The organism is Neolewinella sp. (genome assembly GCF_965214665.1).
Taxonomy (GTDB): Bacteria; Bacteroidota; Bacteroidia; order Chitinophagales; family Saprospiraceae; genus Neolewinella.
In genome coordinates this window covers 125,134-148,220 of record NZ_OZ243970.1, presented here as the reverse complement: position 1 = coordinate 148,220, position 23,087 = coordinate 125,134, and the positions used below count along the sequence as shown (strand labels likewise).

At 60.9% G+C, this 23,087-nt stretch carries 20 protein-coding genes and 1 tRNA gene; 6 read left to right on the top strand and 15 right to left on the bottom strand.

Translation table 11 applies throughout. From position 1 onward, the window contains the following. Positions 1-9 precede the first annotated feature (9 nt). On the top strand, positions 10-723 hold the full coding sequence (locus ACOOHD_RS00990) for a DUF697 domain-containing protein (RefSeq protein WP_420459703.1): 714 nt from the start codon (positions 10-12) through the stop codon (positions 721-723). A gap of 115 nt (positions 724-838) precedes the next feature. Here ACOOHD_RS00990 and ACOOHD_RS00985 read toward each other — a convergent pair whose 3' ends face one another. The 7 genes from ACOOHD_RS00985 to ACOOHD_RS00955 all read right to left on the bottom strand — a co-directional run bounded on the left by ACOOHD_RS00985 (position 839) and on the right by ACOOHD_RS00955 (position 9,344). Next, a complete protein-coding gene (locus ACOOHD_RS00985) occupies positions 839-1,768 on the bottom strand; it encodes a hypothetical protein (RefSeq protein ID WP_420459702.1) in 930 nt (309 codons plus the stop codon). A gap of 14 nt (positions 1,769-1,782) precedes the next feature. Next, entirely contained in the window at positions 1,783-2,358 is a 576-nt protein-coding gene (locus ACOOHD_RS00980; RefSeq protein ID WP_420459701.1) for a hypothetical protein, read from the bottom strand. Beyond that, entirely contained in the window at positions 2,355-2,870 is a 516-nt protein-coding gene (locus tag ACOOHD_RS00975) for an RNA polymerase sigma factor (RefSeq protein WP_420459700.1), read from the bottom strand. The genes ACOOHD_RS00980 and ACOOHD_RS00975 overlap by 4 nt, the downstream gene beginning before the upstream one ends. A 247-nt stretch (positions 2,871-3,117) precedes the next feature. Continuing rightward, positions 3,118-3,750, bottom strand: a complete 633-nt coding sequence (locus ACOOHD_RS00970; protein ID WP_420459699.1) for an outer membrane beta-barrel protein — start codon at positions 3,748-3,750, stop codon at positions 3,118-3,120. Positions 3,751-3,852: 102 nt separating this feature from the next. Next, entirely contained in the window at positions 3,853-6,123 is a 2,271-nt protein-coding gene (gene treY / locus ACOOHD_RS00965; RefSeq protein ID WP_420459698.1) for a malto-oligosyltrehalose synthase, read from the bottom strand. After that, a complete protein-coding gene (treZ, locus tag ACOOHD_RS00960) occupies positions 6,120-7,889 on the bottom strand; it encodes a malto-oligosyltrehalose trehalohydrolase (RefSeq protein ID WP_420459697.1) in 1,770 nt (589 codons plus the stop codon). The genes treY and treZ overlap by 4 nt, the downstream gene beginning before the upstream one ends. A gap of 9 nt (positions 7,890-7,898) precedes the next feature. Next, on the bottom strand, positions 7,899-9,344 hold the full coding sequence (locus ACOOHD_RS00955) for a dihydrolipoyl dehydrogenase family protein (protein WP_420459696.1): 1,446 nt from the start codon (positions 9,342-9,344) through the stop codon (positions 7,899-7,901). Positions 9,345-9,450: 106 nt separating this feature from the next. Here ACOOHD_RS00955 and ACOOHD_RS00950 point away from each other — a divergent pair, with 106 nt between their 5' ends. After that, positions 9,451-10,299, top strand: a complete 849-nt coding sequence (locus ACOOHD_RS00950; RefSeq protein WP_420459695.1) for a thioredoxin family protein — start codon at positions 9,451-9,453, stop codon at positions 10,297-10,299. Here the strand turns inward: ACOOHD_RS00950 and mutS are convergent. The 3 genes from mutS to ACOOHD_RS00935 form a co-directional block, all read right to left on the bottom strand. Further along, positions 10,289-12,952 (bottom strand): DNA mismatch repair protein MutS, encoded by a 2,664-nt coding sequence (mutS, locus tag ACOOHD_RS00945; RefSeq protein WP_420461454.1) that lies wholly within the window; start codon positions 12,950-12,952, stop codon positions 10,289-10,291. The genes ACOOHD_RS00950 and mutS overlap by 11 nt on opposite strands. A 90-nt stretch (positions 12,953-13,042) precedes the next feature. Further along, the gene (locus tag ACOOHD_RS00940) at positions 13,043-14,386 is read right to left on the bottom strand and encodes a DUF2851 family protein (protein WP_420459694.1); all 1,344 of its coding nucleotides are present in this window, start codon (positions 14,384-14,386) and stop codon (positions 13,043-13,045) included. Between the two features lie 78 nt (positions 14,387-14,464). Beyond that, complete coding sequence (locus ACOOHD_RS00935) at positions 14,465-14,965, bottom strand: dihydrofolate reductase (protein ID WP_420459693.1); 501 nt, start codon at positions 14,963-14,965, stop codon at positions 14,465-14,467. Positions 14,966-15,082: 117 nt separating this feature from the next. Here ACOOHD_RS00935 and priA point away from each other — a divergent pair, with 117 nt between their 5' ends. Continuing rightward, positions 15,083-17,563, top strand: a complete 2,481-nt coding sequence (gene priA, locus ACOOHD_RS00930; RefSeq protein ID WP_420459692.1) for a replication restart helicase PriA — start codon at positions 15,083-15,085, stop codon at positions 17,561-17,563. Here the strand turns inward: priA and ACOOHD_RS00925 are convergent. Then, positions 17,560-18,303, bottom strand: a complete 744-nt coding sequence (locus ACOOHD_RS00925; protein WP_420459691.1) for a head GIN domain-containing protein — start codon at positions 18,301-18,303, stop codon at positions 17,560-17,562. The two genes, priA and ACOOHD_RS00925, sit on opposite strands and share 4 nt — an antisense overlap. 99 nt (positions 18,304-18,402) lie before the next feature. Here ACOOHD_RS00925 and ACOOHD_RS00920 point away from each other — a divergent pair, with 99 nt between their 5' ends. Further along, on the top strand, positions 18,403-19,629 hold the full coding sequence (locus ACOOHD_RS00920) for a metallophosphoesterase (RefSeq protein WP_420459690.1): 1,227 nt from the start codon (positions 18,403-18,405) through the stop codon (positions 19,627-19,629). A 29-nt stretch (positions 19,630-19,658) separates the two neighbouring features. Here the strand turns inward: ACOOHD_RS00920 and ACOOHD_RS00915 are convergent, their stop codons facing one another. Next, complete coding sequence (locus ACOOHD_RS00915; RefSeq protein WP_420459689.1) at positions 19,659-20,570, bottom strand: aldo/keto reductase; 912 nt, start codon at positions 20,568-20,570, stop codon at positions 19,659-19,661. A gap of 28 nt (positions 20,571-20,598) precedes the next feature. Between ACOOHD_RS00915 and ACOOHD_RS00910 the strand changes: the two genes are divergently transcribed. Beyond that, positions 20,599-20,952, top strand: coding sequence for a transmembrane 220 family protein (locus tag ACOOHD_RS00910; protein WP_420459688.1), 354 nt, complete (start codon positions 20,599-20,601; stop codon positions 20,950-20,952). Here the strand turns inward: ACOOHD_RS00910 and ACOOHD_RS00905 are convergent. The 3 genes from ACOOHD_RS00905 to ACOOHD_RS00895 all read right to left on the bottom strand — a co-directional run bounded on the left by ACOOHD_RS00905 (position 20,934) and on the right by ACOOHD_RS00895 (position 22,827). Beyond that, positions 20,934-21,701 carry a LytTR family transcriptional regulator DNA-binding domain-containing protein gene (locus ACOOHD_RS00905; protein WP_420459687.1) on the bottom strand — a complete coding sequence of 256 codons (768 nt, stop codon included), beginning with the start codon at positions 21,699-21,701 and terminating at the stop codon, positions 20,934-20,936. The genes ACOOHD_RS00910 and ACOOHD_RS00905 overlap by 19 nt on opposite strands. Then, on the bottom strand, positions 21,701-22,291 hold the full coding sequence (locus ACOOHD_RS00900; RefSeq protein ID WP_420459686.1) for a hypothetical protein: 591 nt from the start codon (positions 22,289-22,291) through the stop codon (positions 21,701-21,703). Before ACOOHD_RS00900 ends, ACOOHD_RS00905 begins: the two co-directional genes overlap by 1 nt. A gap of 65 nt (positions 22,292-22,356) precedes the next feature. Continuing rightward, entirely contained in the window at positions 22,357-22,827 is a 471-nt protein-coding gene (locus ACOOHD_RS00895) for a DUF1573 domain-containing protein (RefSeq protein ID WP_420459685.1), read from the bottom strand. Between the two features lie 169 nt (positions 22,828-22,996). On the opposite strand from ACOOHD_RS00895, the gene ACOOHD_RS00890 reads away from it, so the two are divergent. Then, a tRNA-Ala gene (locus ACOOHD_RS00890) sits at positions 22,997-23,070 on the top strand. Positions 23,071-23,087: the final 17 nt, after the last annotated feature.

The window sequence follows — 23,087 nt, the reverse complement described above, 5'->3', positions numbered from 1 at the left end:
TACCCCACCATGCGCAAGAAGATCACCGACTACGCCAAGCAGCAGCTCAAAAATACCATCATGCCCGACGACACCACCGATAAGGACGCCCACGCCAGTACCATCATCCGCAACCACGTCGTGTGGAGTATGGGAGCCAGCTACCTGGTCCCCCTGCCCGTGGCCGACATCCTGGCCGTCAGCGCCCTCCAGGTCGACATGACCCGCCAACTCTGCCGCGTCTACGGCGTCGACTTCGCCGAGACCCAGGGTAAGACCATCGTCACCTCCCTGACCACCAGCGCCATGACCAAGGCCGGTGCCCGTAGCCTCATCAAGCTCGTCCCCGGCATCGGCACCATCGTAGGCGGCGTTGCCACCGCAGTCCTCAACGGGGCCAGCACCTACGCCATGGGCGAGGTCTTCAAGAAGCATTTTAGTAGCGGCGGCACCTTCCTCGACTTCGACGTGGCCCGCCTCAAGAAGGTCTACAACGAGAAGTTCGAGAAGGGTAAGGACATCGCCAAGCAGTGGAAGCAGGAGGCGGCAGAAGATGTGGTACCGCCGCCGCCCCCACCGGCTAGCTATACGGCACCGGCAACGCCCAAGATCACCCCCACCCCGGACGTGGTGCGCGAGGCAGAGGATAACATCCGCAAAATCCGCGAGCTGGCCGAAATGAAGGCGCAGAATATCATCACGGAGGAGGAGTTTGAGGCGATGAAGAAGCGCATCATTGGGTAGAATCGACCACAGAGGACGCAGAGGGCCACAGAGGGGTCTACATACTGCACGTCTGCCTCTGTGTATCTCTGCGCCCTCTGTGGTAGTTAATATAGTGCCGCTAGGCACTCGGTGGTTAAAAGCGCGTAGGCCGAGCCTCCAGCACCCGCTGCTGCTTCGCCAAATACAAATTCCCGAAGGTCACGCTAGCCGTCACCGTGCCACTCCGCTCCGTGTTCGGCCCGATCTGGATGCGGCGCCACTCGCTCGTACGCTCCAGCTCCACCAGGGCGCGGTTATCCGGCAGGCTCATCTCGCCGTTGTTGCTCGCTAGCTCGTAGGCCAGCCCCTCGCCGCCGATGGGCTCGTAGATATACACGTTACTCTTATCGGCGTTCACGCGCAGGTCACGCATATTCAGGTTGGGGCTTAGGCGCAGCTCGCCGTACTGGGCGTTGATGGTGAAGGTGCCGCCTACGTCGAGCAGGTTAATGTCAGAGCGGCGGGCGTTGATGACCACATTTCCGTCGATCTTCTCCCCGGTGATGTCGCCGAAGCGGGTGCGGATGTCTAGCAGCCCCTGCACGTTGTCGATGTTGATGGCCGAAAACTCTCCGTTGATCCGCAGCCGGTTGCGCAGGTTGGAGATGGTGGCCCCACCGAAGTGGCTCTTCAGGTACACCGGGCACTCCTCGGGTAGGGTGATGTAGTATTCGACGGAGAGCTCGCTTTCGGGCTGGAGCCTGCCGTCCTTGCGCCGGTTGCGCAGGAAGATCTTTTTGCCGGCCACCTCGGTGAGAAACTCCAGGTTTTCTAGCTCCGCTTTAGCTTGTTCCAGGCGGGGGTGGCGGGCGGTCATGACCACCTTCACGCTAATTTCCTGCTTGGTCCAGGTTTCGACAAATATTTCGGCCTTCTCTCCCTCCACGGCCAGTTCGCTACCGGCGGAGTAGGCGTAGGTATCGGCAATGGTCTTAGTCACTACCTCCCGCAGGTCGGGGGTCTGGGCGGGGACGCAGGTGCAAAGCCCGAGGCAAAGAAAGAGGATATAGGTGGCTTTGGACAAGATCGTCGATGAGATTAAAGCTCCACGATAATACGGCGGTACACATCGGCCCGCTCCCGCTCGATCTCGGCCAGTTGCTGCACTACGCTGGGGTCGTCGCCGTAGGCGGTGAGCATCGATTTGACTTCTTCGCGGGCGCTGGTCAATTCATCGAGCTCGTGGCCCAGGTTATTGAGCTGGGGCTCATTGCGCGCCAGTACTTCGCGGCGGGCGCGGTCGAAGCTGGCCTCGTCATCGTCCCAGTCGGCAGCGACCGCAGTGGGCTGGGCTTCTTGACTGTAGGTATAGCTCACCGTAGGTCCCTGCTCACGATTCACCAGAAACACCCCGGTGGTAAGCAAGAGCAGCACCGTAGCGGCGATGGCTAGGATACGGGAGAAGGGCAGGCTACGCATCCTACCCCGCGGGGCCGCGTCCAGCTCCTGACTCACCGCATTCCATACCGCGGGCGGCGGAGCGTAGCTCGGTAACCGTTCACTGAGTGGCGGTGTAAGTTGCTGGGCGATCTCGGCCCAGTTGTCCGTCGGACTGTTGTAGGTAGGCAGGCGGTCGAGTGCTTCCCGCAGCCGCTCGTAGTTGCGCTCTTTCATACGTAGGCCTTTAGATAGTCACGGAGTTTCTTCTTGGCGTAAAAAAGCTGACTTTTACTAGTTCCTACGGTGATGCCGAGCATTTCGGCCACCTCCTTATGCTTATAGCCTTCTACCTCCACCAGCACGAACACGGCCCGGTAGCCGTCTGGCAATTGGTGAATGGCTCGCTCGAGGTACTCGACGTCCAGCGCCGTAGTGCCCCAGTCCACCTGCTCGTCGGCGTGGTGCAGGGGTAGCTCCTCGTACTTCGGCTGGCGGCGTAGTCTATTCAGGGCCGTACGCACGATCACTACCTTGATCCAGGCCCCCACCGTACTCTCCCCCCGAAAGGTGTGCAGCTTTTGAAACACCTTCAGAAAGCCCTCCTGCAGCGCGTCGTTGGCCAGGTCGAAATCTCCACAGATGCGGTAGCAGGCCGTGTACATGGCCCGGTTGTAGCGGTCGTAGAGTTCTTTCTGGGCGCGGCGGTCGTGCCGGCGGCAGGCTTCGAGGAGTTCGGCTTCCGTCATCCGCGCGGGGGGGGTGGGTGTAGGCTGTGGGGCGGCTAGCTTGCGTATCATGTAGTATGGCGCTCTAGGGTAGAGAGTGGACTCACCACTGGGGGGTTGGTTACTACTGATATTTTGTGTTGTCGTCACAGGGCAGCTCCGCTGCTGGGGGTTAAACCGCAGAGAGCGCAGAGATACACAGAGACGTCTTCAGCAACACCTCTGCGTCTCTCTGTGTCCTCTGTGGTCGTTATCCAAACGCAGTAGTCTAGAAGCGGTAAGCCACCGAGCCAATCCACCGCTGAGGCGCCTGGTCGATATCCACCTCCTCGCCGCGGATCGTAAAGGTCTCCCCGTACTTGGCAAAGTTGCCGTCGTAGCGTACGTCGAAGGTCAGCGGACCAATATCGATGGCCCCCCCCAGCGCGTAGCCCAGGTTAAAGGTATCGAAGGTGCGGTCGATGCTATCCTGGTCTTCGAGGTCGCTCGTGCTAGAGACGAAGAAGTGACCGACCGGACCAGCCTGCAGCCGCAGAAATGCCAGCTGATAGCTCAGTAGCACCGGCACGTTCACGTCGTTGTAGCGCTCATCGAAGACCTCCGAGGTCTGCTGATCGGGATCGTCAAGTCGGAAGGTGGTCTTGGCGCTGTTGAGCGTCACCTCGGGCTGCAGCGTCCAGCTGCCGGTCAGTGGGATCCGCAGCAGGGCACCGAATTGGAAGCCATAGTCGGCATCCTCCAGGGCGAAACGGAGGTCCTGCCGCCCCGCGCGGCTGAAGCTAAAGGACTCTCCCTCTAGGGATCTAGTGGCCAGGCCCGCCTTGAGGCCGAATTCTACCTGGGCAAAGCCGGTCAGACTGAGCAGTAGGAAGGGCAGTAGAAAAATGAGTTTGTGGTTCATGTGTTGAATAGGGTTGGTTAGCGGTATAGCGTCTAAACAAGGGGGCAGAGTGTGGCGGTTGTGTTAAGACTTACGTAATCTATACCCCCCAAGACCAAAACGTTACTTCCGGAACCAGACGCCGAGTCCGGCCCCGTAGGCATCCGTCACGATGCGGTGAAAGCCCTCCTCCCCCGGGCGTTGCACCCGCGTCCCCGCCCGCTTGGCTAGCTTGACCACGAGCTGCTGACCGCCGAAGCTGCGCCGGAATGCCAGTACCTCATCGCCCTCGCTCAGGGGCTCGTAATCAGCCCGGGCGAAGAAGTCGGGATAACGACGACGCAGTTGTAGCAAGAGTTGCAGCAAGCGGGCCTTGCGTGCCGGATCGTAGGTATCTTCCGGGCCCTCCTCCAGCCAGCGGCGGCGCTTGGCGTAGTCGACCGGACGGCGGTTGTCGGGGTCCACGAAGCTCAGGTCCCAGCTCTCGGTGCCCTGGTAGACGTCGGGATTGCCCGGGCACAAACACTTGAGCACCACCTGGGCAAAGCTGTTGTGCCGGGTCTGCGGCCAGATTTCCCGCAGCAGGTGCTGTAGCGAGGTACGCAGTCCCGTATGATCGAGCACCTGATCGGCGATGCGGTTCAGGCTACGTTCGTAGTCTACATTCGGGTCGGCCCAGTCGCTCATCTCCTTGCCCTCGCGCAGGGCCTTTTCCAGGTAGGCGTGCAAGCGTTCGTGCAAATTGGCCTCCTCCACGGATTTGTGTAGCGGGAAGCCGGCCACTAGGCTTTGCAGCACCAGGTACACTCCCCGGGGCCGGACGGCGGAGGTATCCAGGGTGTTCATGACCTGCTCCACAAAGGCTCGCCACTCTGTGGGGTAAAACGTGAGCGCCTGCAGAAAGGCCCGCCCGTCCTCCCCCCGCTTCGTATCGTGGGTGGCCGTGGCATTCATGCTGCTGGCGGGCCGCTCGGCGATGAAGTGGTGAAAGTCGCGCACCAGCAGCCGGTCCCGGGGGTCGGCCGAGCTACCTACCTCGTTCAGGTGAGCTTCCCGCCAGAACTGATAAAACGTAGTGTCCTCCACCCCCTTGGCCATGAGGGGGCCACTCAGTTGCTGACTGCGCTGTAGGTATTCCAGACTTTCCCCCGCGAACTCCTGGTGGGCTAGCCAGTTCACCCAGGCCAGCACGTGACGGCCCTGCTCCGGGGAATACTCCGTGACGGCCGTGGCCGCCTCCATGCACACGGCCAGTTCGTGGTCGGTCAGTGGGCCGCCGGAGGGATAAATACGGTACACCGGAAAGGCGGCCAGCCAGTGGGCCAGGGTTTCACGCAGGTCCTGTCGCAGCTCCTCGGGCACCAGCGGCTCCCAGCGCCTCACCAGGTTATCCAGCTCGCCGCTGAAGTGCTCGCGCACCAGCATGAGTTTGTTGCGGAACACCAGGGCGGGATAGTCCGCCAGGGGCTCGTGCGTAAGCTCCTCGTACAGATCACTGAAGGCGCTGCTACTATCTTCGTTGGTCAGCAGGCGGTTTACCGCGGCCAGGAAGTCGTAGCCGGTGGTGCCATCTACGGGCCAGTCGGCGGGCAGTTGCTCGCCCGGCTCGAGAATCTTTTCGATGTACACGCCCACCTGTGGGCCTACCGACTCCCGCAGTCGCCGTAGGTAGGTCGTGGGGTCGAGTAGCCCATCCACGTGATCGACCCGCAGGTAGTGGATGCGCCCCATCTCCACGTCGGCAAAGGTCCGCTCGTGCATATCCTCATACACCCGCCGCTCCTCGGTGCGCATACCGATCAGTTCGTTGACCGTAAAGAAGCGCCTGTAGTTGATGTCGGTCACCGCCTGCCAGTGCACGGGCTTTATGGGTAGCTCTCTTTCGGGTGCAGCATCACGGTCGGCATCCGGCCCCTCCCAGTAGTTGTCGTACACCTGTACGCCGTGTTTGTACTCACGTAGCTGCCCCTGCTCGCGTACCCGTTCCGGGGTATCGCCCAGCACCGGCAGTAGCATACGTCCGGACAGCCGCGGGTGGGCCCAGTCGATGTCGAAGTGCCCGGCATAGGTCCCCTCCGGCCCGTCCTGCACCACCGTTTTGAACCAGGCGTTTGCGGGGTGCAGGGCCGTGTGATTCGGTACGATGTCCTGCATATAGCGCATGCCGCGGCGGTGGAGCTCCTCGTGCAGTCGGCCCCAGTCTTCCTCCGTAGTTACCTCGGGGTTAAGGATGGTGGGGTCGATCACGTCGTAGCCGTGGGTACTGCCCGGTGAGGCCGCCAGAATGGGACTGCCGTATACGGTATCGATGCCCAGCTCCTCCAGGTAATCGAGCGTATCGATCAGTTGGCGTACCGTGAAGCCGGCGTGAAATTGAATGCGGTAGGTGTTCATAGGCTCGTAAGGGCAAAGCCCCAGGCGGGTAGCCGGAGCAGGGTATCGTCGAGGCAGGCACCGTTAGACTCCAGTAGCAGCCGCCCGTTCACTTCAATCTTTAATTCCTTAGCTCCATAATTCGCGCAGGCCGTATAGGGACTTCCGGCCACCGCCCAGGTGATCAGGCTTCCCCGCCGGTCCACGCTGATGTCGGCAAAGGTGTAGCTCCGGGGGGCGGCGGCGCGCAGGTGCAACGCCTCCCGATAAAACCGGGCGATGCGCTCGTCCTCCCGCCAGCTCAGTTTAGCCGAATTGAAGGTTGCCTCCGCTTGTGGGTCCGGTACGGTATGGCCGGGAGACTGAAAGGCCGCGAACTCCGCCGCCCGCCCCTTCCGCACGGCTTTGATCAGCGACTCATCGCCGTGGTGTACGAAGTAGGGAAAGGGACCCCGCTCGCCGTACTCCTCGCCCATGAAGATCAGGGGGGTGAAGGGCGAGAGCAGGTAGGTACCGGCCGCGAGCAGGTACTTGTCTACCCCAGTAGTTTCCAGAAGTCGGTCGCCGACCATGCGGTTACCGACCTGGTCGTGGTTTTGTAGGAAAACAACAAACTGGGAGGGGGTCACACCGGCCGGTGGGGGCACTCCGAAGTTGCGCTGCCGGTGGGGGGAGTACTGTCCGGTGTAGACGTAGCCATCCTTCAGTGCCTTGGCGAGTTGCTCCAGGCTACCGAAGTCCTCGTAGTAGCCCAGCTGCTCGCCGGTCAGTAGGGCGTGGAGAGCGTGGTGGAACTCATCGACCCACTGTCCGCTCATCCCGTAGCCGCCCTGGGCGCGTGGCCGGATGTAACGGGGAGCGTTCAAATCGACCTCGGCTAGAAGGATGATCTGCCGGCCCTCCCGCTCGCCGATCTCCTCCGCCACCTTACTTACCGACTCCAAGAAGTGCTCGGCGGAGTAATCCTTGATGGCGTGCACCGCATCGAGGCGTAGTCCATCGGCACCGTAATCCTCCAGCCACATCCTGACGTTCTGCAACCAGTAATTTCTCACCCCATCGGCCTGCCGGTCATCGAAGTTAATGGCCGCTCCCCAGGGGGTGTGGTGGTTTTCGGTGAATATGGGAAAGAACTTCGGTAGGTAATTTCCCTCCGGTCCGAGGTGGTTATAAATTACGTCTACGAGCACGGCAATACTCCTGCGGTGGGCCGCGTCAATGAAGCTGCGTAGGTCTTCCGGGCGGCCGTAGGCGCGCTGAAGGGCAAAGGGAAATACTCCGTCGTAGCCCCAGTTGCGCTCCCCCGGGGTTTGGTTGAGCGGCATCAGCTCAATAGTATTGATGCCGAGATCGAGCAGGTAGTCTAGTTTTTCCTCCGCGGCGGCCAGGGTACCCTCCGGGGTGAAGGTGCCGAGGTGCAACTCATACAGCACTGCACCTTCCAGGCTTCTCCCCTTCCAGTTGATGACTGCTGCGGCGGGGGTCGGGTCGAGCACCTCACTGTGCCCGTGTACTCCCTGGGGTTGGTAGCGGCTTACGGGATCGGGATAAACGGTACTGTAGTCGCTATCGAGGTAGTAGCCGTAGTGAGTACCCGCGGCTACCTCGATGGGTTCCGAAATGAAGTAACCGTTCCCCTCGTTCTCCAGGGGGTAGGGTACAGCGCTGCCATCAAAAGCAACGGCTAGTTCGATCTCTTCCGGCACGGGCGCCCAGATGCGGAACCGCCGTAGGCCTTCGGCATCCGGGGGCAGCGGCCCAAGGGGGAGGTAGGGGAAGGTTTTCATGAGGGGGGCTTAGCGATTTTGTAGCCGGTAAGCGGCCCGTAGTAGGCGTTTGGTCAGCGGGGAAAGCAGGCGTCGTTGCGCCCGGTCACGGGCCGGTTGCTGGTTGATGCGGCTGCCTACGGGGTAGGCGTAGATCTTATTGGTGAGCTTGCCGTAGTCGGCGTCTAGCATATTAAGTAGCAGAAGCTCCTGAATCATCTCCCCCGCTCCGGGCGCGGCCATGCAGCCTCCGAGCAGTTTTGCACTCCCAAATTTAGCTTTAGAGAGATATAACACAAGTATCGAGTCCCGGTAATCTGCCGCCACCGCCCGGTCGTCATGATCGAAGGACTGATGCACCGTCTCGTAGTCGATCCCCCGCTCCTGCAACTGCCGTTCGGTGTAGCCAAAGGTGGCAACCTCAGGATCGGTAAAGGTCACCCAGCTGAAGTGTTTGAGTGAATGCTTGCGGTCTACGGGGCTGAGGAGGTTGGTCCACAGGTCGGTATTGTGCTTTTCCGCCCCGTGGCTGAACATCTCGTGGCCGTAAGCATCGCCTACGGTGTAGATGGCCGAATTGGTGGTGCGGTAATAGTCGTCTACTACGATCTTTCCGTCTTTGGTGTGTACGCCGGCCAGTTCCAGACCCAAACCCGTGGTGCGTACTTCCCGACCGATGGCTACGATGAGGTGGGTGAAGGTGAGCTTGCCGTTCGGTACGCCGTCGCTCGTGAGCATGGCGGTACGGGCGTCCTTAAACTTGTTGATCTCGGTTTGGTGGCGAATGGTCACCCCCTCCCGGGTTAGTTTCTGCTCCAATACGTGAGCGGCCTCGGCCGGGTCCTGGCTCAGCAGGCGCTCGCCGCGATTTAGCAGCGTTACGCGGCTACCTAACCGGCAAAAAGCCTGAGCCATCTCACAAGAATTGGGTCCGCCTCCAACGATGAGTAGTTCCTCCGGCAACTCATTCAGCTCGCTAAAGACCGACTCATTATCGTACTGCTTGACCAGCTCCGCGCCGGGCGTTTTGAGGTGGCGGGGCTTGGAGCCGGTGGCCAGCACGATGCGGGGGGCGGTAAGTTTTTGTCCGTTCACGGTGACCTCGCGCCGGCCGGTGAGCATCGCCTCCCCCACCCGGCAGTCCAGTCCGTACTCCTGCTCCAGGTAGGTGGGCGTTTCGTGCTCGCGGATGATGTCCTGCTGCCGGTGTACGTAGTCCATGACCTTGCTGAAGTCGGCCTTGCCCTTCGCCTGTAGTCCAAAGGCAGTAGCCTGGCGGGCCCCGGCAAACTGAGCGGCAACGTGGAGGAGTGCCTTAGAGGGTACGCAGCCGAAGTTGAGGCAGTCGCCCCCGTAGAGGTGGACCGATTTGTCAATCAGGGCCACGTTAAGTCCCAGGGTACCGCCGAAGCCGGCCGCCCCGAGTCCACCGGAGCCGGCGCCGATCACGATGAGGTCATGGGTGTAGCTGGGCATGTTTGTTCCAAGTGGGCGGGGGCGGGATTTGTTTGGTACGTACCTACCCTTGACATTTTCGGACTCCCGACCATATATTGAGCTTAACCCACCAACGCCCCGCCCCATGCGCCATATCCTCGCAGTTGTCTGTCTGATTAGCTCCATCCAGCTAAGTGCCCAGACCCAGTTTATGCCCATCAGTGTAGCCCAGGCCCGGGAGCTGGCTACTGCACAGGGGTCGTTCATCGTCCTGGATTTCTACGCCACCTGGTGCGGTCCGTGTACAAGAATGGATATGGATACCTGGAGCCAGCCCGAGGTGCAAGCCGCCCAGCAGTCCTTCGTCAACGTACGAGTAGACGCGACTACTAATACCGCCGCGATACTACAGCAGTATAATCTTAAGGGCATTCCCGCCCTCATCATCCAGGACGCCGACGGCAAGGAGTACTTCCGCCGCATGGGCCTAATGACCACCCAGGAAGTCCTATCCGTCCTTGCCGACTTCCCGACCGACATGCGGGGACCCTACGCGGCGGATTACGTAGCGCGGGACCAGCCCGCTGCATTTAACAGTCACTTCCTGCGGGGCCGGCACTGCCAGCAGGCCGCCCGCGCTGCTTCCGGGAGCGTACGGGGCAAACTAGCCACCACAAGTACTGACGCACTCGAAGAAGCTAGTGCCATATTGAGTGAGAAAAGTGACATTCCAATCTCCCTACAGGAGCGCATTGACCTGATGGTGATCGAAAATCTGCTCCTACGGGGCCGCAGTAAAAAGGTGCTCAAGGAACTCGCTTTCCTAGATGCGGAGCTGGACGCAAAGAACGAAGCCTTGGCCTGCTACATCCGCGGACTAGCCTACCACCATACCAACCGCCCCGAGCTAGCTGATGAATGTTACAGCGCCCTACGGGAAGCGGTAGATAATGCGGAATACCTGGCGCTCTACGAGGCGACCGTCAGGGAGTAGTCTCCATCACCAGCTTCAACTCCTGCAACTTCATCATACACTCGATCGGCGTCATCGAGTTGATGTTGACCGCCTCCAGGAGTTCGCGCAGCCGGCCGGCGGTGGGATCGACCGTCTCAAAGATGCTCAACTGTAGTGTCTCGGCAGAAACCGTACCCGTAGCTACGGCGCGGGCGCTGGGTAGTGCCGTAGCTGGTGCACCATTCCCATCGGCTTCAGCTAGGTCATAGTCGGCCTCCACCAATTCTCCCGCCTCGGTAATGTGCTGGGCCTCCAGTTGTACGAGAATATCACTGGCCCGCGCTACGATGGCCGCCGGCATCCCCGCCATGCGCGCCACGTGGATACCGAAGCTATGCTGGCTTCCCCCCGGCACCAATTTGCGCAGAAAGATGATGCGATTCTTATGCTCCTTTATCGCCACGGAATAATTGTGGATCCGCGGCAAGCTTTCGGCCAGCTCATTGAGCTCGTGGTAGTGCGTGGCAAAGAGTGTTTTCGGCCGGGCCCGCCCGTTGTTGTGTAGGTACTCGGCGATGGCCCAGGCGATGGAGATCCCGTCGAAGGTACTCGTGCCCCGCCCGATCTCGTCGAGCAGGATGAGGCTGCGGTCGGTGATGTTGTTCATGATCGAGGCCGTCTCGTTCATCTCCACCATGAAGGTCGACTCCCCGCTGCTGATGTTATCGCTGGCTCCCACCCGGGTAAATACCCGGTCGACCATACCGATACGCGCCCGCTCGGCCGGTACGAAACTGCCCATCTGGGCGAGTAGGCAGATGAGGGCCGTCTGCCGGAGCAGTGCCGACTTGCCGGACATATTTGGGCCGGTGATCATGATGATCTGCTGCCCGTCCGGATCGAGCTGTACGTCGTTGGGTACGTACTGCTCGCCGACCGCCAGCTGCTGCTCGATGACCGGGTGACGGCCCTGCACGATGTCGATATCCTGCGACTCGTCCATCGTAGGCTCCGTGTAGCGTTGTCGATTAGCGACCTTGGCAAAACTTAGTAGACAGTCCACCTGGGCCAGCAGCGCGGCGTTGCGCTGGACTGGAGCGATGTAATCCTGTAACCAGATGACGAGTTCCTCGTACAACTGCTCTTCGCGCTGAAGGATTTTGTCCTCGGCATTTAGGATCTTATCCTCCAGCAGCTTGAGCTCCTCGGTGATGTAGCGCTCGGCACTGGTCAGTGTCTGTTTGCGCGTCCATTCCGGAGGCACCTGCTTTTTGTATTTATTGGTGACCTCCAGGTAGTAACCGAAGACGTTATTAAAGCCAATCTTTAAACTACTGATGCCGGTGCGCTCCACCTCCCGTTGTTGAACAGCAGCCAAACGGTTCTTGCTATTTTTAGTCACGTCGCGTAGCTCGTCAAGCTCCTGATCGAAGCCGTCGGCAATTACGCCCCCCTTGGAAAGGTTGACGGCCGGTTCGGGGCGGATGCGCCGCTCGACCACGGTGCAGACTTTGGGGAGGGGATCGAGCTGTTCGCCGAGTTGCTTTAATGTACCGCTATTAGTGTCTAGTAGCCGCGCGCGGATCGGGCCCATGGCACAAAGGGCATCGCTCAGGGCGCGGATCTCGCGGGGGTTTACCTTACCTAGGGGCACCTTGGAGATGAGCCGCTCCACATCGCCGATCTGCTGTAGGGAGGCGTGAAGGTCCTGTAGCAGGGGGGCGGATTGTACGAAGGTGCGCACTGCATCGTGGCGGGATTCGATCTGCGTCTTATCCTTTAGTGGCAAGACAACCCACTTACGCAGTAGCCTACCGCCCATCGGAGTAACGGTTTTATCCAAAATGTCGACCAGCGATACTCCGTGATCGTGGGGACTATAGAGCAATTCTAGGTTCCGAATCGTGAAGCGGTCCAGCCAGACGTAGCGGTCGTTGGCCAGGCGGTTGATGCGAGTGATGTGCTTCAGGTTACGGTTCTCGGTGGTTTCCAGGTAGTGTAGAGCGGCACCGGCGGCAACACGGGCTACCCGTAGGTCTTCTACCCCGAATCCCTTCAAACTTGCCGCTTTGAACTGCTTCAGCAGCTTCTCGTCGGTGTAGTCCGTAGTAAACACCCACTCATCCAGGGGCGAGAGGTAGAAGCGGTCACCGAACGTCCGCTCGAAGTCCTGCCGCCGGTCCTTACCCAGCAGCACCTCCTTGGGCTGAAAACTCTGCAGCAGCTTGTCAATGTAGTCCGTAGCCCCCTCCGCCACCAGAAATTCCCCGGTACTCAGGTCGAGGAGGCTAAGTCCGCAGGAGTCCTTCTTACCGCGGCCGAAGACCACGCAGGCCAGGAAGTTGTTGGTCTTGTGCTCCAGTAGCTGGTCATCGACCGCCAGTCCCGGCGTGACGATCTCAGTCACCCCCCGCTTGACGATCTTCTTTTCCTTCGAGGGCTTCTCGAGCTGCTCGCAGATGGCCACCCGGTAGCCGGCCCGTACCAGACGTGGTAGGTAGGTATCCACACTGTGGTAGGGAAAGCCCGCCAGCTCCGTGTCGCTGCCGCCGTTGTTGCGGCTGGTGAGGGTGATACCGAGTACCTGGGCGGTCTTTACCGCGTCGTCGCCGAAGGTCTCGTAAAAGTCTCCCACGCGGTACAGTAGCAGGGCCTCGGGGTATTTGGCCTTAACCTTGTTGTACTGCGCCATTAGGGGCGTCACTTTCTTGGACTTGCTGTTTGCCACGGGACTTGGGAGGAGATTACGGAAGGACGAAGGTAGGCAAGCGGTGGGGTATGCCTAGCCGACCGCCCGGTAGATACGCACGGGCTCGCGGACGATCAGCGGCGGGGCATCCCCCAGTTCCGGCCGGTTGAGGATCGCACAGCCAACCGCGCAACTGGTGCAGCGGCGGGGGTCGCAGTACTGTCGTTTGAGTTCTAGCAAGGCCTGACTCTCCCCCGCCGAGGTCGCCGACCAGCCGAGTTTGCGCCACTTGGCGACCACGGTGTTTGATTCCGGGGGCAGGGTATCCAGGAGGGTCATGGCGTGCTCCCGGTAGCGCTCGTCTTCCCGGAGCTGCCCGTAGGCGAAGTAGGCCGGGGCCACGGCGTTGATCAGTATATTCTGCACGGTCGCCTTTCCTAGTTTTCGGTCGCTCGGGGCTACGGCCGGACCGAAGCGATAGTGGGTGCGCCAGTAGTTGCTCAGACTGACCACAAACATCGCTTCTAATTCCTTAGTATTAGCCGCGGCGAGCGCCTTACCAAACAACTGTCCGCTACGGTAATAGAGACAGGCCAGTTGGGCGATGCGCACGGTAGGGAAATTGTTGGGCCGCATCCGCAGGAAGCGCCAGGCGGTGACCGGTAGGGAGCGTAGGTCGTGCTTGACCCGTAGTAGCTCGTACTCCTGCCGTAATCGCGTGAGGTAGCTATCCTCCCCCGCCACCTGCTCGGGTAGCAGGCCGGACTGCCCGAAGAGTAAGGCTTCCAGTTGCAGCAAACTGTGCTTATGCCGCAGCAGCACCCGGAGGGGCACCGAGCGGGCTAGCATTTCCATAGCTTCAGCATTCACCTTGCCCCCCATGGCGCGGGCGATGCAGTGGTAGAATGCTTCCTCCCAGTCGCGCTGGGCCGCTTCGAGGCGTTCGGTGAATTCCGCCGCCTTGCGGGCCAGGCGTTCAGCTAGGATACGCTGTAGCCAGATGGCGCGCACCGGTCCGGTCACACTAGGCAATTGCGGCTGACAGGGTACCCAGTCGGCCTGGTGCATCAACCGCCAGTACGTGGCCTGCACCCCGGGGGGGATACGGTGCAGCAGTTCCAGGCAGGGGATGCGGCTGCCATCGCGGCGGTAGATGATCTGGTCCTCCTCCAGTACAACGTGGAGAATAACCCCATCGTAAGTTGGATCATCACCGTGGCCGTGGGCGTGCCACTCGCTGCTAGTGACGTGGATCTCGACCTTACCGGCCCACTGTAGGCCCCCGATGCGTAGGCGCGCATCGTCGAAGTCAGGCCCGGCATTTGTATTGTGGGTACCGAATTGTTGGATGGTGAGGGCCTCGCCCTCAGTGGTGCGCAGCTGCCGCAGATCGAAACGGGCCAGCCGCCACAGATAGTGGAGGAAATCTTCGCGCATGGTGTGTGTTCTCGAAGTGGTTAATCAAACAAATCGTTCGCAATTAACTACTTTTTGACCAAATACACAATCTTTTGTTTATATTTGTTGTCGTTCCAGGCGGGAGAAGCGGTACGCCAGCTCGTTTTTTGCGTTCGGCCGGTGAGCCTCGCTCCACACCTCGCGCCACTCCTCGGGGGGTAGCTCCGGAAAGAAGGCGTCTCCGTCCGGGATGTCTACCGCGACGATGGTCCGGTAGATGGTCGTGGTCAGGGGCAGTGCCGTCCGGTAGATATCACCCCCGCCTACGATGAAGGATTCTGTGGCCTCCGTCACGGCCGGGTGCCCCAGGGCCTCGCGCAGGCTATGGGCTACGACTACGCCGGTGGCGGTGAAGAAGGGATCGCGCGTCAGCACAATGTTCGTACGTTTGGGCAGGGGCCGGCCGATGCTGCGGAAGGTCTTGCGCCCCATGATGACGGGGTGGCCCAGGGTGGTGCGCTTGAAGTACTGTAGGTCAGCCGGGAGGTACCAGGGAATCTGGCCGTCTTTGCCGATGGTGCGCCGGCGGTCGGTGGCTACGATGGCGGAGAGCTTCATGGCCGCAAGGTAGGTCGTGAATAGCGCAGCCAGAGGCTGCATTTTGCTGGCGCCCCGATAGCTATCGGGGGAGGCAGCATTGTACTATATTTGCAACAATTTATTTTAACTTCTTCCGTGACCCTGCAATCTACCGAACAGCCCCTGACCGCCCGCGGTACCGTCTACGCCGACGTGATCCTGCCGCTGGCCCTGGCACAGACCTACACCTACCGGGTGCCGGAGGAGTTCGTCGGACAACTGCGGGAAGGGCAGCGCGTAGAGGTGCAGTTCAGTAAAAACAAGCACTACGCCGGTATCCTCCGTCGGCTGCACGGTGAGATGCCGAGCTTTAAGACCAAGCCCCTCATCAGCGTGATCGACGTAGAACCGTTGCTCACCCCGCGTCAGCTTCGCCTCTGGGACTGGATTGCCGACTACTACTGCTGCGCCCTGGGCGAGGTAATGACCGCCGGGCTGCCGAGCCACCTCAAGATGGCCAGCGAGACCATTATCACCCTTGGCCCCATGTTCAGTGACGACGTCACGGAGCTATCGGAAGATGAGTACCTGGTGGTAGAGGCCCTTACCCTACAGGCCGAGCTTACCCTAAAGGACATCCGCGACATCCTACAGCGCAAGACGGTCTACCCCGTCATCCGTAGCCTGCTCGACCGCCACGTCATTTTTCCGAAGGAGGAACTTACCGATCGCTACAAGGCCCTGGAGGTACAGTGCGTCCGCTTCGGACCGGACTTCCGGACCGAAGCCCAACAAGCCGCTGCTTTCGACCTAGTGAGTCGCTCCGAGAAGCAAACCGCCGTACTACTGGAGTATATCCAGTACAGCCGCACCCAGCCCTACGTACGCCGTAGCGATCTGAGCAAGCGCACGGGAGCTTCGGATGGCGTGATCCGCGCCATGGTCAAAAAGGGCATCTTCGCATTCTACGACCGCGAGGTCAGTAGAATAAGTACCGATGGCGAAGCACCCGATGAGGCCCGGGAGCTCAGCCCACAGCAAGCGAACGCCCTCACCGAAATTAGGGCCCACCACGCAGCCGGCCGGCCGGCACTGCTGCACGGGGTGACCAGTAGTGGCAAGACCCGCGTGTACATCGAGCTCATGCAGCAAGCCATCGCCGCCGGTAAGCAGGTCCTCTACCTCCTGCCCGAGATCGCCCTGACCGGCCAGATCATCAAGCGCCTCCAGCAGGTGCTCGGCGATCAGATCATGGTCTACCACAGCCGGCTCAACAATATGGAACGGGTAGAGATCTGGAAGGCCGTCCTGACCGGCACGACCTCCGTAGTCGGGCCTCGCTCAGCGCTCTTCCTGCCCTTCACCGCCCTCGACTTGGTGGTGGTCGACGAGGAGCATGACTCCTCCTACAAGCAGCACGATCCCAACCCCCGCTACAATGGGCGCGACGTGGCGATGTACCTGGCCCAGCAGCACGGTGCAAAGGCCATCCTGGGCAGCGCCACCCCCAGCCTCGAGAGCTGGGAGAATGCCCGGTCCGGCAAGTACGGTTTGGTTACCATGCCGGATCGATTCGGCGGCACGGCCCTGCCCGAGATCGTGATCGCCAACGCCCGCGAAACCAATGACAAGGGCGCCCATCATCCCTTTTTCACCCCTACCCTCCTGGATGCCCTGCGCAAGACGCTGGAGCGTGGCGAACAGGCCATTCTGTTTCAGAATCGCCGGGGCTTCGCACCGGTCTACTTTTGCCCCACCTGTGAGTACACCGCGGCGTGCGTCAATTGCGACGTCAGCCTCACCTACCATAAGTACCAGCACCGGCTGCGCTGCCACTGTTGCGGCTACGTCACCGCTCCTCCGGAGCAGTGCCCGGCCTGTGGAGAGCTACAACTTAAACTGAGCGGTACCGGCACCGAGAAGATCGAGGACGAACTCAAGATATTCCTCCCCGAGGCACGCATCGCGCGCATGGACCTCGATACCACCCGCGGCAAGAACGCCCTGGGCAAACTCCTCGACCAGTTCGAAGTGGGTGAGCTCGACATTTTGGTCGGTACGCAGATGGTCACTAAGGGGCTGGACTTCGACCGCGTGGGACTCGTGGGCGTCATCAGCGCCGATCAACTGCTCCGTTTTCCGGACTTTCGGGCCGACGAGCGGGCCTTCCAGCTCATGACCCAGGTAGCCGGTCGGGCCGGCCGCCGGGCCCGCCGGGGGCAGGTCATTATTCAGGCCCACGAGGGCAGTCACCCAGTAATCACCGATGTAATTACGGGCGACTACGCGAACTTCATTCAGCGCGAGGCGGGCAACCGGCAGCAGCACGGCTTTCCGCCCTACCGCAAGATGATCCGGTTACAGCTACGGCACACCCGTCGGGCGACCGTGGAGGAGGGGGCCAAGCTGCTCGGCAAGTGGTTAGCGCACGCCCTCGGCGATCAACTGGAAGGTCCCTTCGAGCCCAGCGTTGCACGCCTGCGCACCTACTACCTACAGGATATGGTGATTCGCTGCGCTCCGGTGCCGGCCCGGATGAAACGGATCAAGGACATCATCCAGCGCGCCAGCGATAAACTCGCGCAGACTAAGGGACTGTCCGGCGTACGGGTCGTGGTCGATGTGGACCCCTACTAGTTCTTACTCCGCACGCTGCCGCTGCTATTCGTATCGGAGTTGACGTCGGTGGGCCGGCCGTAGTAGCTCACCGACCCGCTGGAACTGGCCTTGGCGCGTAGGGATTCGGCCACGTTCAGCGTGATATCTGCGCTGCTACTCACGTCGGCTTTCCCGTGCTTGGCGGTCAGCTTACCGGCGTCGATGCGGCTGGAGCTACTGGCGTCGCCCGCGAACTCATCGGCCGCCCCCTCGATGATCAGGGTAGCCGAGGAGCTGGCATCGGTGGATACCGACCTGCCCTCGAAGGCAAGGCTTGCCGTAGCTGAGCTGCTTACGTCTACCTCCAGGTCGTCGCCGTGAAAGGTGTTGGTGCCCTTGACCGTCGAGCTACTGGAGGCCTTGAGGTACTCCAGGCGGGGCAGGGTAATGTAGACGTTGATGGGCTTGGTCGACTTAAAGTTCGCCCCCGAGACGTAGCCTACCTCCAGGCGGTCGCCCTTCACCTCGGTCTTGACGAACTCCTGCAGGTTGCTCTCCGCCTCAATGCGGATGGAGAAGTCCCCCTCAGCTAGCTCCACGTTCATGGAGCAGCAGGCGCTTACGCCGGTGAAGCCATTGATGTTGCGTAGCTGGGTGGTAACGTCGCCATTGCCGCGTACGCGCTCTCCGTTGCGACCGCGCCAGCCGTTATTGACTTCTACCTGGGCGGTGAGGCTGGCGAACAGAATAAGGAAACAAGCGGTGAGTAGACTCTTCATGGTAGTGTAATGGTGTTGGTTCTAAGATAAGGACGAGCGGCCGTCGGGCGGGTTGCATCCCCGAAACATCTTTTTCCGGACTGGGGTAGTTATGGCACTATGTCAAGACTGTTCTACCTGCTGGCGATGATGATCGTGCTCGACGTGTACGCTTTTGCCGCCGTCCGGTCCTGGCTCTCCCCCTACCGACCCACGGCACGTAAGACCGGCTATGTCCTGTATTGGGGCCTCAGCCTGCTCGCCTTCGGGCTCATTTTACTGAATGTCTCCGAGCTTAACGCCGGCTGGCCACGGGGCCTACGCACCTACACCAACGCCGGTATCTTTATCCTCTACCTCAGTAAGGTGCCGGTCGTGTTGTTCCTGCTGGGCGACGATCTGCGCCGGACCGTCACCTGGATAATCAACAAAGTCAGTCCGGTCACCGCGCGCGACACCAGCCGCTCCCGCTTCCTCAGCAAAGCCGCCCTGGTAGCCGGCGGTGTACCCCTCGTTACGCTCACCTATGGCATGGTCCGCAACGCCTACCGCTACCGCCGCTTCGCCGTCGACGTACCCATTCAGGACCTACCCGCCGGACTCGAAGGCCTCAAAATTGTGCAGATCAGCGACATCCACTCCGGTAGCTGGACCCGCTCCACCCCCCTGCACGATGCCGTCGATATGATCAACCGCGAACATGGAGATATTGTGGTCTTCACCGGCGACCTGGTCAATAACCGCTCGGAGGAGATGCTGCCCTACATCGATGTTTTCAAGAAGGTGCGCGGCAAGCATGGCGTGTACAGCATCCTGGGCAACCACGACTACGGCGACTACGTCGACTGGGGTACCGACGCGGCTAAGGCCGCCAATATGCAGCAGCTCTACGACATCCACGCCCGCCTGGGCTGGGATCTCCTACGCGACGAGCACCGCAAGCTCGACATCAACGGCCACCGCCTGGCCCTCATCGGCATCGAAAACTGGTCGGCCATCCTGCGCTTCCCGAAGTACGGGCACCTGGACGTGGCCGCCGCCGGCACCGAGGACTGTGATTGCAAGGTGCTCCTCAGCCACGACCCCACCAGCTGGGATGCCCTGGTACGGCCCGAGTACGCCGATATCGACCTCACCCTCAGTGGCCACACCCACGGTTTCCAGTTCGGCATCGAGATTCCCGGCTTCAAATGGTCGCCCTCCCAGTATGTGTACGAGCAGTGGGCGGGGCTGTACCGGCAGGGTCGGCAGTTCCTGTACGTGAATCGGGGGCTCGGTTTTTTGGGGTATCCGGGGCGCGTAGGTATTTTGCCGGAGGTGACGGTATTGACGCTACGCCGTGCTTAAACCAGAAGCTTAAGGTCGAGTGGAGATTTTTAAGCCACCTCATAGCCACGCCCCGCCTCCAGGATCTCAAACCAGTGCTGCCGCTCCAGTTGGAGATCAAGCGCCCTTACGGACCGGTTCAATCGCTCCTTCTTCGTCGTACCCAGCACCGGTAGCGGCCCAGTAGGATGGCGGCGGCACCAGGCCAGCAGCACCACATCCTCTTCCACCCCGTAGGCTCCGGCAATCTCTTGCACCTTATCGCGCAGGCGTAGCACGGCGGTCCCCTCCCCCTTGAAGTAGTCACTGCCCCCGAGTGGACTCCACACCATAGGCCGTATCCCCCGCCGCTGACACTGATCGTACGTCCCGTCAAAGAGTGGATCAGGGTGCATGGGGTGACACTCCACCTGGTTAGTCACCAGCTCCACCCCGTCGGCAAGTAGCGCAAACTGCCCCGGCGTAAAGTTGCTCACCCCGAAGTGGCGCACCTTGCCGGCATCCCGCAGCTCGTTGAAGGCGCGGGCGATCTCGTCCACCTCCATCAGGGGGTCTGGCCGGTGGAGCAGCAGCAGGTCGAGGTAGTCAGTGTGCAAGTTCTTCAGGCTCCGTTCGGCGGAGGCCACAATGTGGGCGTAGCTACTATTGTAGTGCTTGACGGAGGTGTCCGGTCTCCGAGCAGTTTTCAGCTGAATGCCGCATTTTGTAACCAGCTGAAGTTGGGCGCGTACGCCGGTGCCATGCTGTTCGAGGGCGCGTCCGAAGCCCTCCTCGGTACTATAATCGCCGTAAATATCCGCATGGTCAAAGGCGGTGATGCCCAGCTCCAGGCAGTGTCCGATGAGGTCTGCCTGCTCCGCCGTGCCGTAGTCAGCCCCCCACTCGCCCCAGGTCATGGTGCCGGCTACGAGTTCGGACAATTGGGGGCCATTCGGACTAAGGGGGCGGTTGGCAGCGTTCATGGGCGTAATTTTACGGCAAGCCACCGATATGAAATACCTACACCTCGTCGTCGCCCTTCTATTTGCCCTTTTTGCCTACTGGCAACTCAACGATGCTGACTGGCCGCTCTGGGTAGCCATGTACGGCTCGGTGGCCCTGGTGGCCGCCTGGTGGTCCCTAGGCCGGCCGCCCCGCATACTGGTGTTGCTAGCCCTGGGAGTTGCTGTAGTATGGATGTGCACCCTGCTACCCGACCTACTCACCTGGATCGGCGAGGGCATGCCCACCATTGCCGGGCAGATGAAGGCCGAGTCCCCCCACATCGAGCTCACGCGGGAGTTTTTCGGGCTGTTCATCAGCAGTGCGACCCTGGGGGGATATGCCTACAACTCGCGGAAGTAGGCGGGGCTTACCGGTACCGTCGCGTCACTGCCCCGCAATCTTAAGCGCAACCCCTGGGCATCGGCCGTAGCGGACACGATCCGCGCCGGATCGACGAGGTAGTCGGGGTGACAGCGTACCACCCCTCGGTCGGCTAGCTCCCGGGCGACCTGCTCGATGGGTTGGTCTAACGTACGGGACTCGTGGCCGGGCAGGTGTAGCGTGGTGGTAGATGTAGCGGTGCGCTGGGCGGAAACCACCCCTCCTTCCGCTTTCTTCGCACTAGCGGCCCCGCCCCCCTGACTGAGGGAACTGACCTGAATACGACTGGCGGTGCGCTGATGGTCCTGCTCGGCGCGTACCTGGAGGGCAATACCGCTGAAGACGATGGGGAACAGGCCCACGACCACCGTGGGGAGGGTAATGTAGAGGAGGACGCGGAGGTTGAGGACAGTCCAGCCGACGGTGGCGTTGTACAGTAGAAAGCAGGCGGTGGATACGAGCAAAAGGAGGATGGCCTGGTCGATGGTCCAGCGTAGTAAGGTCCACTGCGGGCCACTACGGTTGACGCCGAGGCGGTCGGTAACAAAGCTGTAGGCGACCGCGACAACAAAAACTACGGCACCGTAGGCGAGGGAGCGCGGGAGGGGGAAGAGAAAAATCCACAGCGCCATGAAGACAAATAGCGCCGTCCGACCGTGGCCAATGACGACGCTGCGGCCGAAGGGACGGTTGGGAAAGGGGCGCAGCAGGGGATTGCGGCTCAGCATCAGTCGACGGCCGTGGTACTGAGGAGGCGGAATACCTGGTGGCCCTTGTCGTATAGGGCGTCGAGCTGATCGGGAGGCAGGAGGAGGCCTTTCTTGTAGAGGATGAGGTAGTAGCCAATACCCTCCAGCGACCAGCCCTTGTGGAGGGTGAAGTAGTTGAGGACCTCGTCGGTGAAGTGATGGCGGATGAAGTCCTCATCCTCACCGGTAAGCCGGTACTGGCTGCTGAACTTAGGGAAGCGCACGAAGTCGATGTCGTCCAGTCCAAACAACTCGCCGAGCTTGTGCAGGATGGTCTCCGGCTGCAGGCGTAGCACGGGGAGCCCTAACTGCTGGGATTCGAGAAAGAGTACGGTCTGCTGGCTACGGTAGCGGGTAGCGTAGTCGAGGTAGCCGTAGTCGAATAGGGATACGTCGTACTCCCGCAGTCCGTGCTGCTTGCGCAGCACGTGCGCGATGGTGCGGCTGCCGCCCTGGGCGGTGAGGCGGAAGTCGCGCAGCTTAGTAGCTAGGCCCTGCTCGTCGCCGGCCGTGTACTGGTAGCCCCGGGTGATGGCGAGGTTGCGGAGGGTGCGTTCCCGGTAGTCCATGGCGTCGCGGTCAGGCGTCCGACGCTTTAAAGCGTCGGACGCCTACGCGCGCGGGCTGAATTTAATTAGTTGCCGTTGTTGAACAGACCGGCATCACCGGCGGGGACGGCATCGGGCTGTGCGGGCTTTTCGAGCACCTCACCCATGATGGTGAGCACGATGGGCTCCTCGCTAACGTTGGTGGTCAGGGTGACGCGCTTGCGGAACTTGCCGAGGCGGTCGGTAGCGTAGCGGACCTTCACCTCGCCGGAGTCACCGGGGGCCACGGGAGCCTTGCTGTAGCTCGGTACGGTACAGCCGCAGGAGCCGACGGCGTTGGTAATGATGAGGGGCTCGCTACCCGTATTGGTAAAGGTGAAGGTGCGGTAAGGATCGGCGTTCTGCTCGATGGTGCCGTAGTCGATCTCGGTCTGCGCGAAGGCCATAGCTGTGGGCGCGGTGGCCTCGGCGGTCGCGTCGGGCATGGCCTTTACCTGGGCACTCAGCGATACGGACAGGCCGGCGAGCAGTACAAGGAGGGAAAAAATGCGCTTCATGTGCGATTGGTTTTCGTCGGGTGTGAAAGTACGGTTATAACGCCGTTTGCAGCAAAAAGATGATGCGGGTAGGGTCCCGGAGGTGTTAACGGGATGTAAAAACTTTGGGCGTGAGGCTTGCGTAGTTTCGGCCAGTACACGTATCTTTGCCACCGCTTACGACAGCTACGGGGGATTAGCTCAGCTGGCTAGAGCGCTTGCATGGCATGCAAGAGGTCACCGGTTCGACTCCGGTATTCTCCACGAAAAGGGACTTTCGC

Excerpts from the sequence above, each read along its gene's own strand:
- ACOOHD_RS00990 (WP_420459703.1), top strand. The coding sequence starts at position 10 with ATGCGCAAGAAGATCACCGACTACGCCAAGCAGCAGCTCAAAAATACC.
- ACOOHD_RS00980 (WP_420459701.1), bottom strand. The coding sequence starts at position 2,358 with ATGAAAGAGCGCAACTACGAGCGGCTGCGGGAAGCACTCGACCGCCTG.
- ACOOHD_RS00975 (WP_420459700.1), bottom strand. The coding sequence starts at position 2,870 with ATGACGGAAGCCGAACTCCTCGAAGCCTGCCGCCGGCACGACCGCCGC.
- ACOOHD_RS00970 (WP_420459699.1), bottom strand. The coding sequence starts at position 3,750 with ATGAACCACAAACTCATTTTTCTACTGCCCTTCCTACTGCTCAGTCTG.
- treY (WP_420459698.1), bottom strand. The coding sequence starts at position 6,123 with ATGAACACCTACCGCATTCAATTTCACGCCGGCTTCACGGTACGCCAA.
- treZ (WP_420459697.1), bottom strand. The coding sequence starts at position 7,889 with ATGAAAACCTTCCCCTACCTCCCCCTTGGGCCGCTGCCCCCGGATGCC.
- ACOOHD_RS00955 (WP_420459696.1), bottom strand. The coding sequence starts at position 9,344 with ATGCCCAGCTACACCCATGACCTCATCGTGATCGGCGCCGGCTCCGGT.
- ACOOHD_RS00950 (WP_420459695.1), top strand. The coding sequence starts at position 9,451 with ATGCGCCATATCCTCGCAGTTGTCTGTCTGATTAGCTCCATCCAGCTA.
- mutS (WP_420461454.1), bottom strand. The coding sequence starts at position 12,952 with ATGGCGCAGTACAACAAGGTTAAGGCCAAATACCCCGAGGCCCTGCTA.
- ACOOHD_RS00940 (WP_420459694.1), bottom strand. The coding sequence starts at position 14,386 with ATGCGCGAAGATTTCCTCCACTATCTGTGGCGGCTGGCCCGTTTCGAT.
- ACOOHD_RS00935 (WP_420459693.1), bottom strand. The coding sequence starts at position 14,965 with ATGAAGCTCTCCGCCATCGTAGCCACCGACCGCCGGCGCACCATCGGC.
- ACOOHD_RS00925 (WP_420459691.1), bottom strand. The coding sequence starts at position 18,303 with ATGAAGAGTCTACTCACCGCTTGTTTCCTTATTCTGTTCGCCAGCCTC.
- ACOOHD_RS00920 (WP_420459690.1), top strand. The coding sequence starts at position 18,403 with ATGTCAAGACTGTTCTACCTGCTGGCGATGATGATCGTGCTCGACGTG.
- ACOOHD_RS00915 (WP_420459689.1), bottom strand. The coding sequence starts at position 20,570 with ATGAACGCTGCCAACCGCCCCCTTAGTCCGAATGGCCCCCAATTGTCC.
- ACOOHD_RS00910 (WP_420459688.1), top strand. The coding sequence starts at position 20,599 with ATGAAATACCTACACCTCGTCGTCGCCCTTCTATTTGCCCTTTTTGCC.
- ACOOHD_RS00905 (WP_420459687.1), bottom strand. The coding sequence starts at position 21,701 with ATGCTGAGCCGCAATCCCCTGCTGCGCCCCTTTCCCAACCGTCCCTTC.
- ACOOHD_RS00900 (WP_420459686.1), bottom strand. The coding sequence starts at position 22,291 with ATGGACTACCGGGAACGCACCCTCCGCAACCTCGCCATCACCCGGGGC.
- ACOOHD_RS00895 (WP_420459685.1), bottom strand. The coding sequence starts at position 22,827 with ATGAAGCGCATTTTTTCCCTCCTTGTACTGCTCGCCGGCCTGTCCGTA.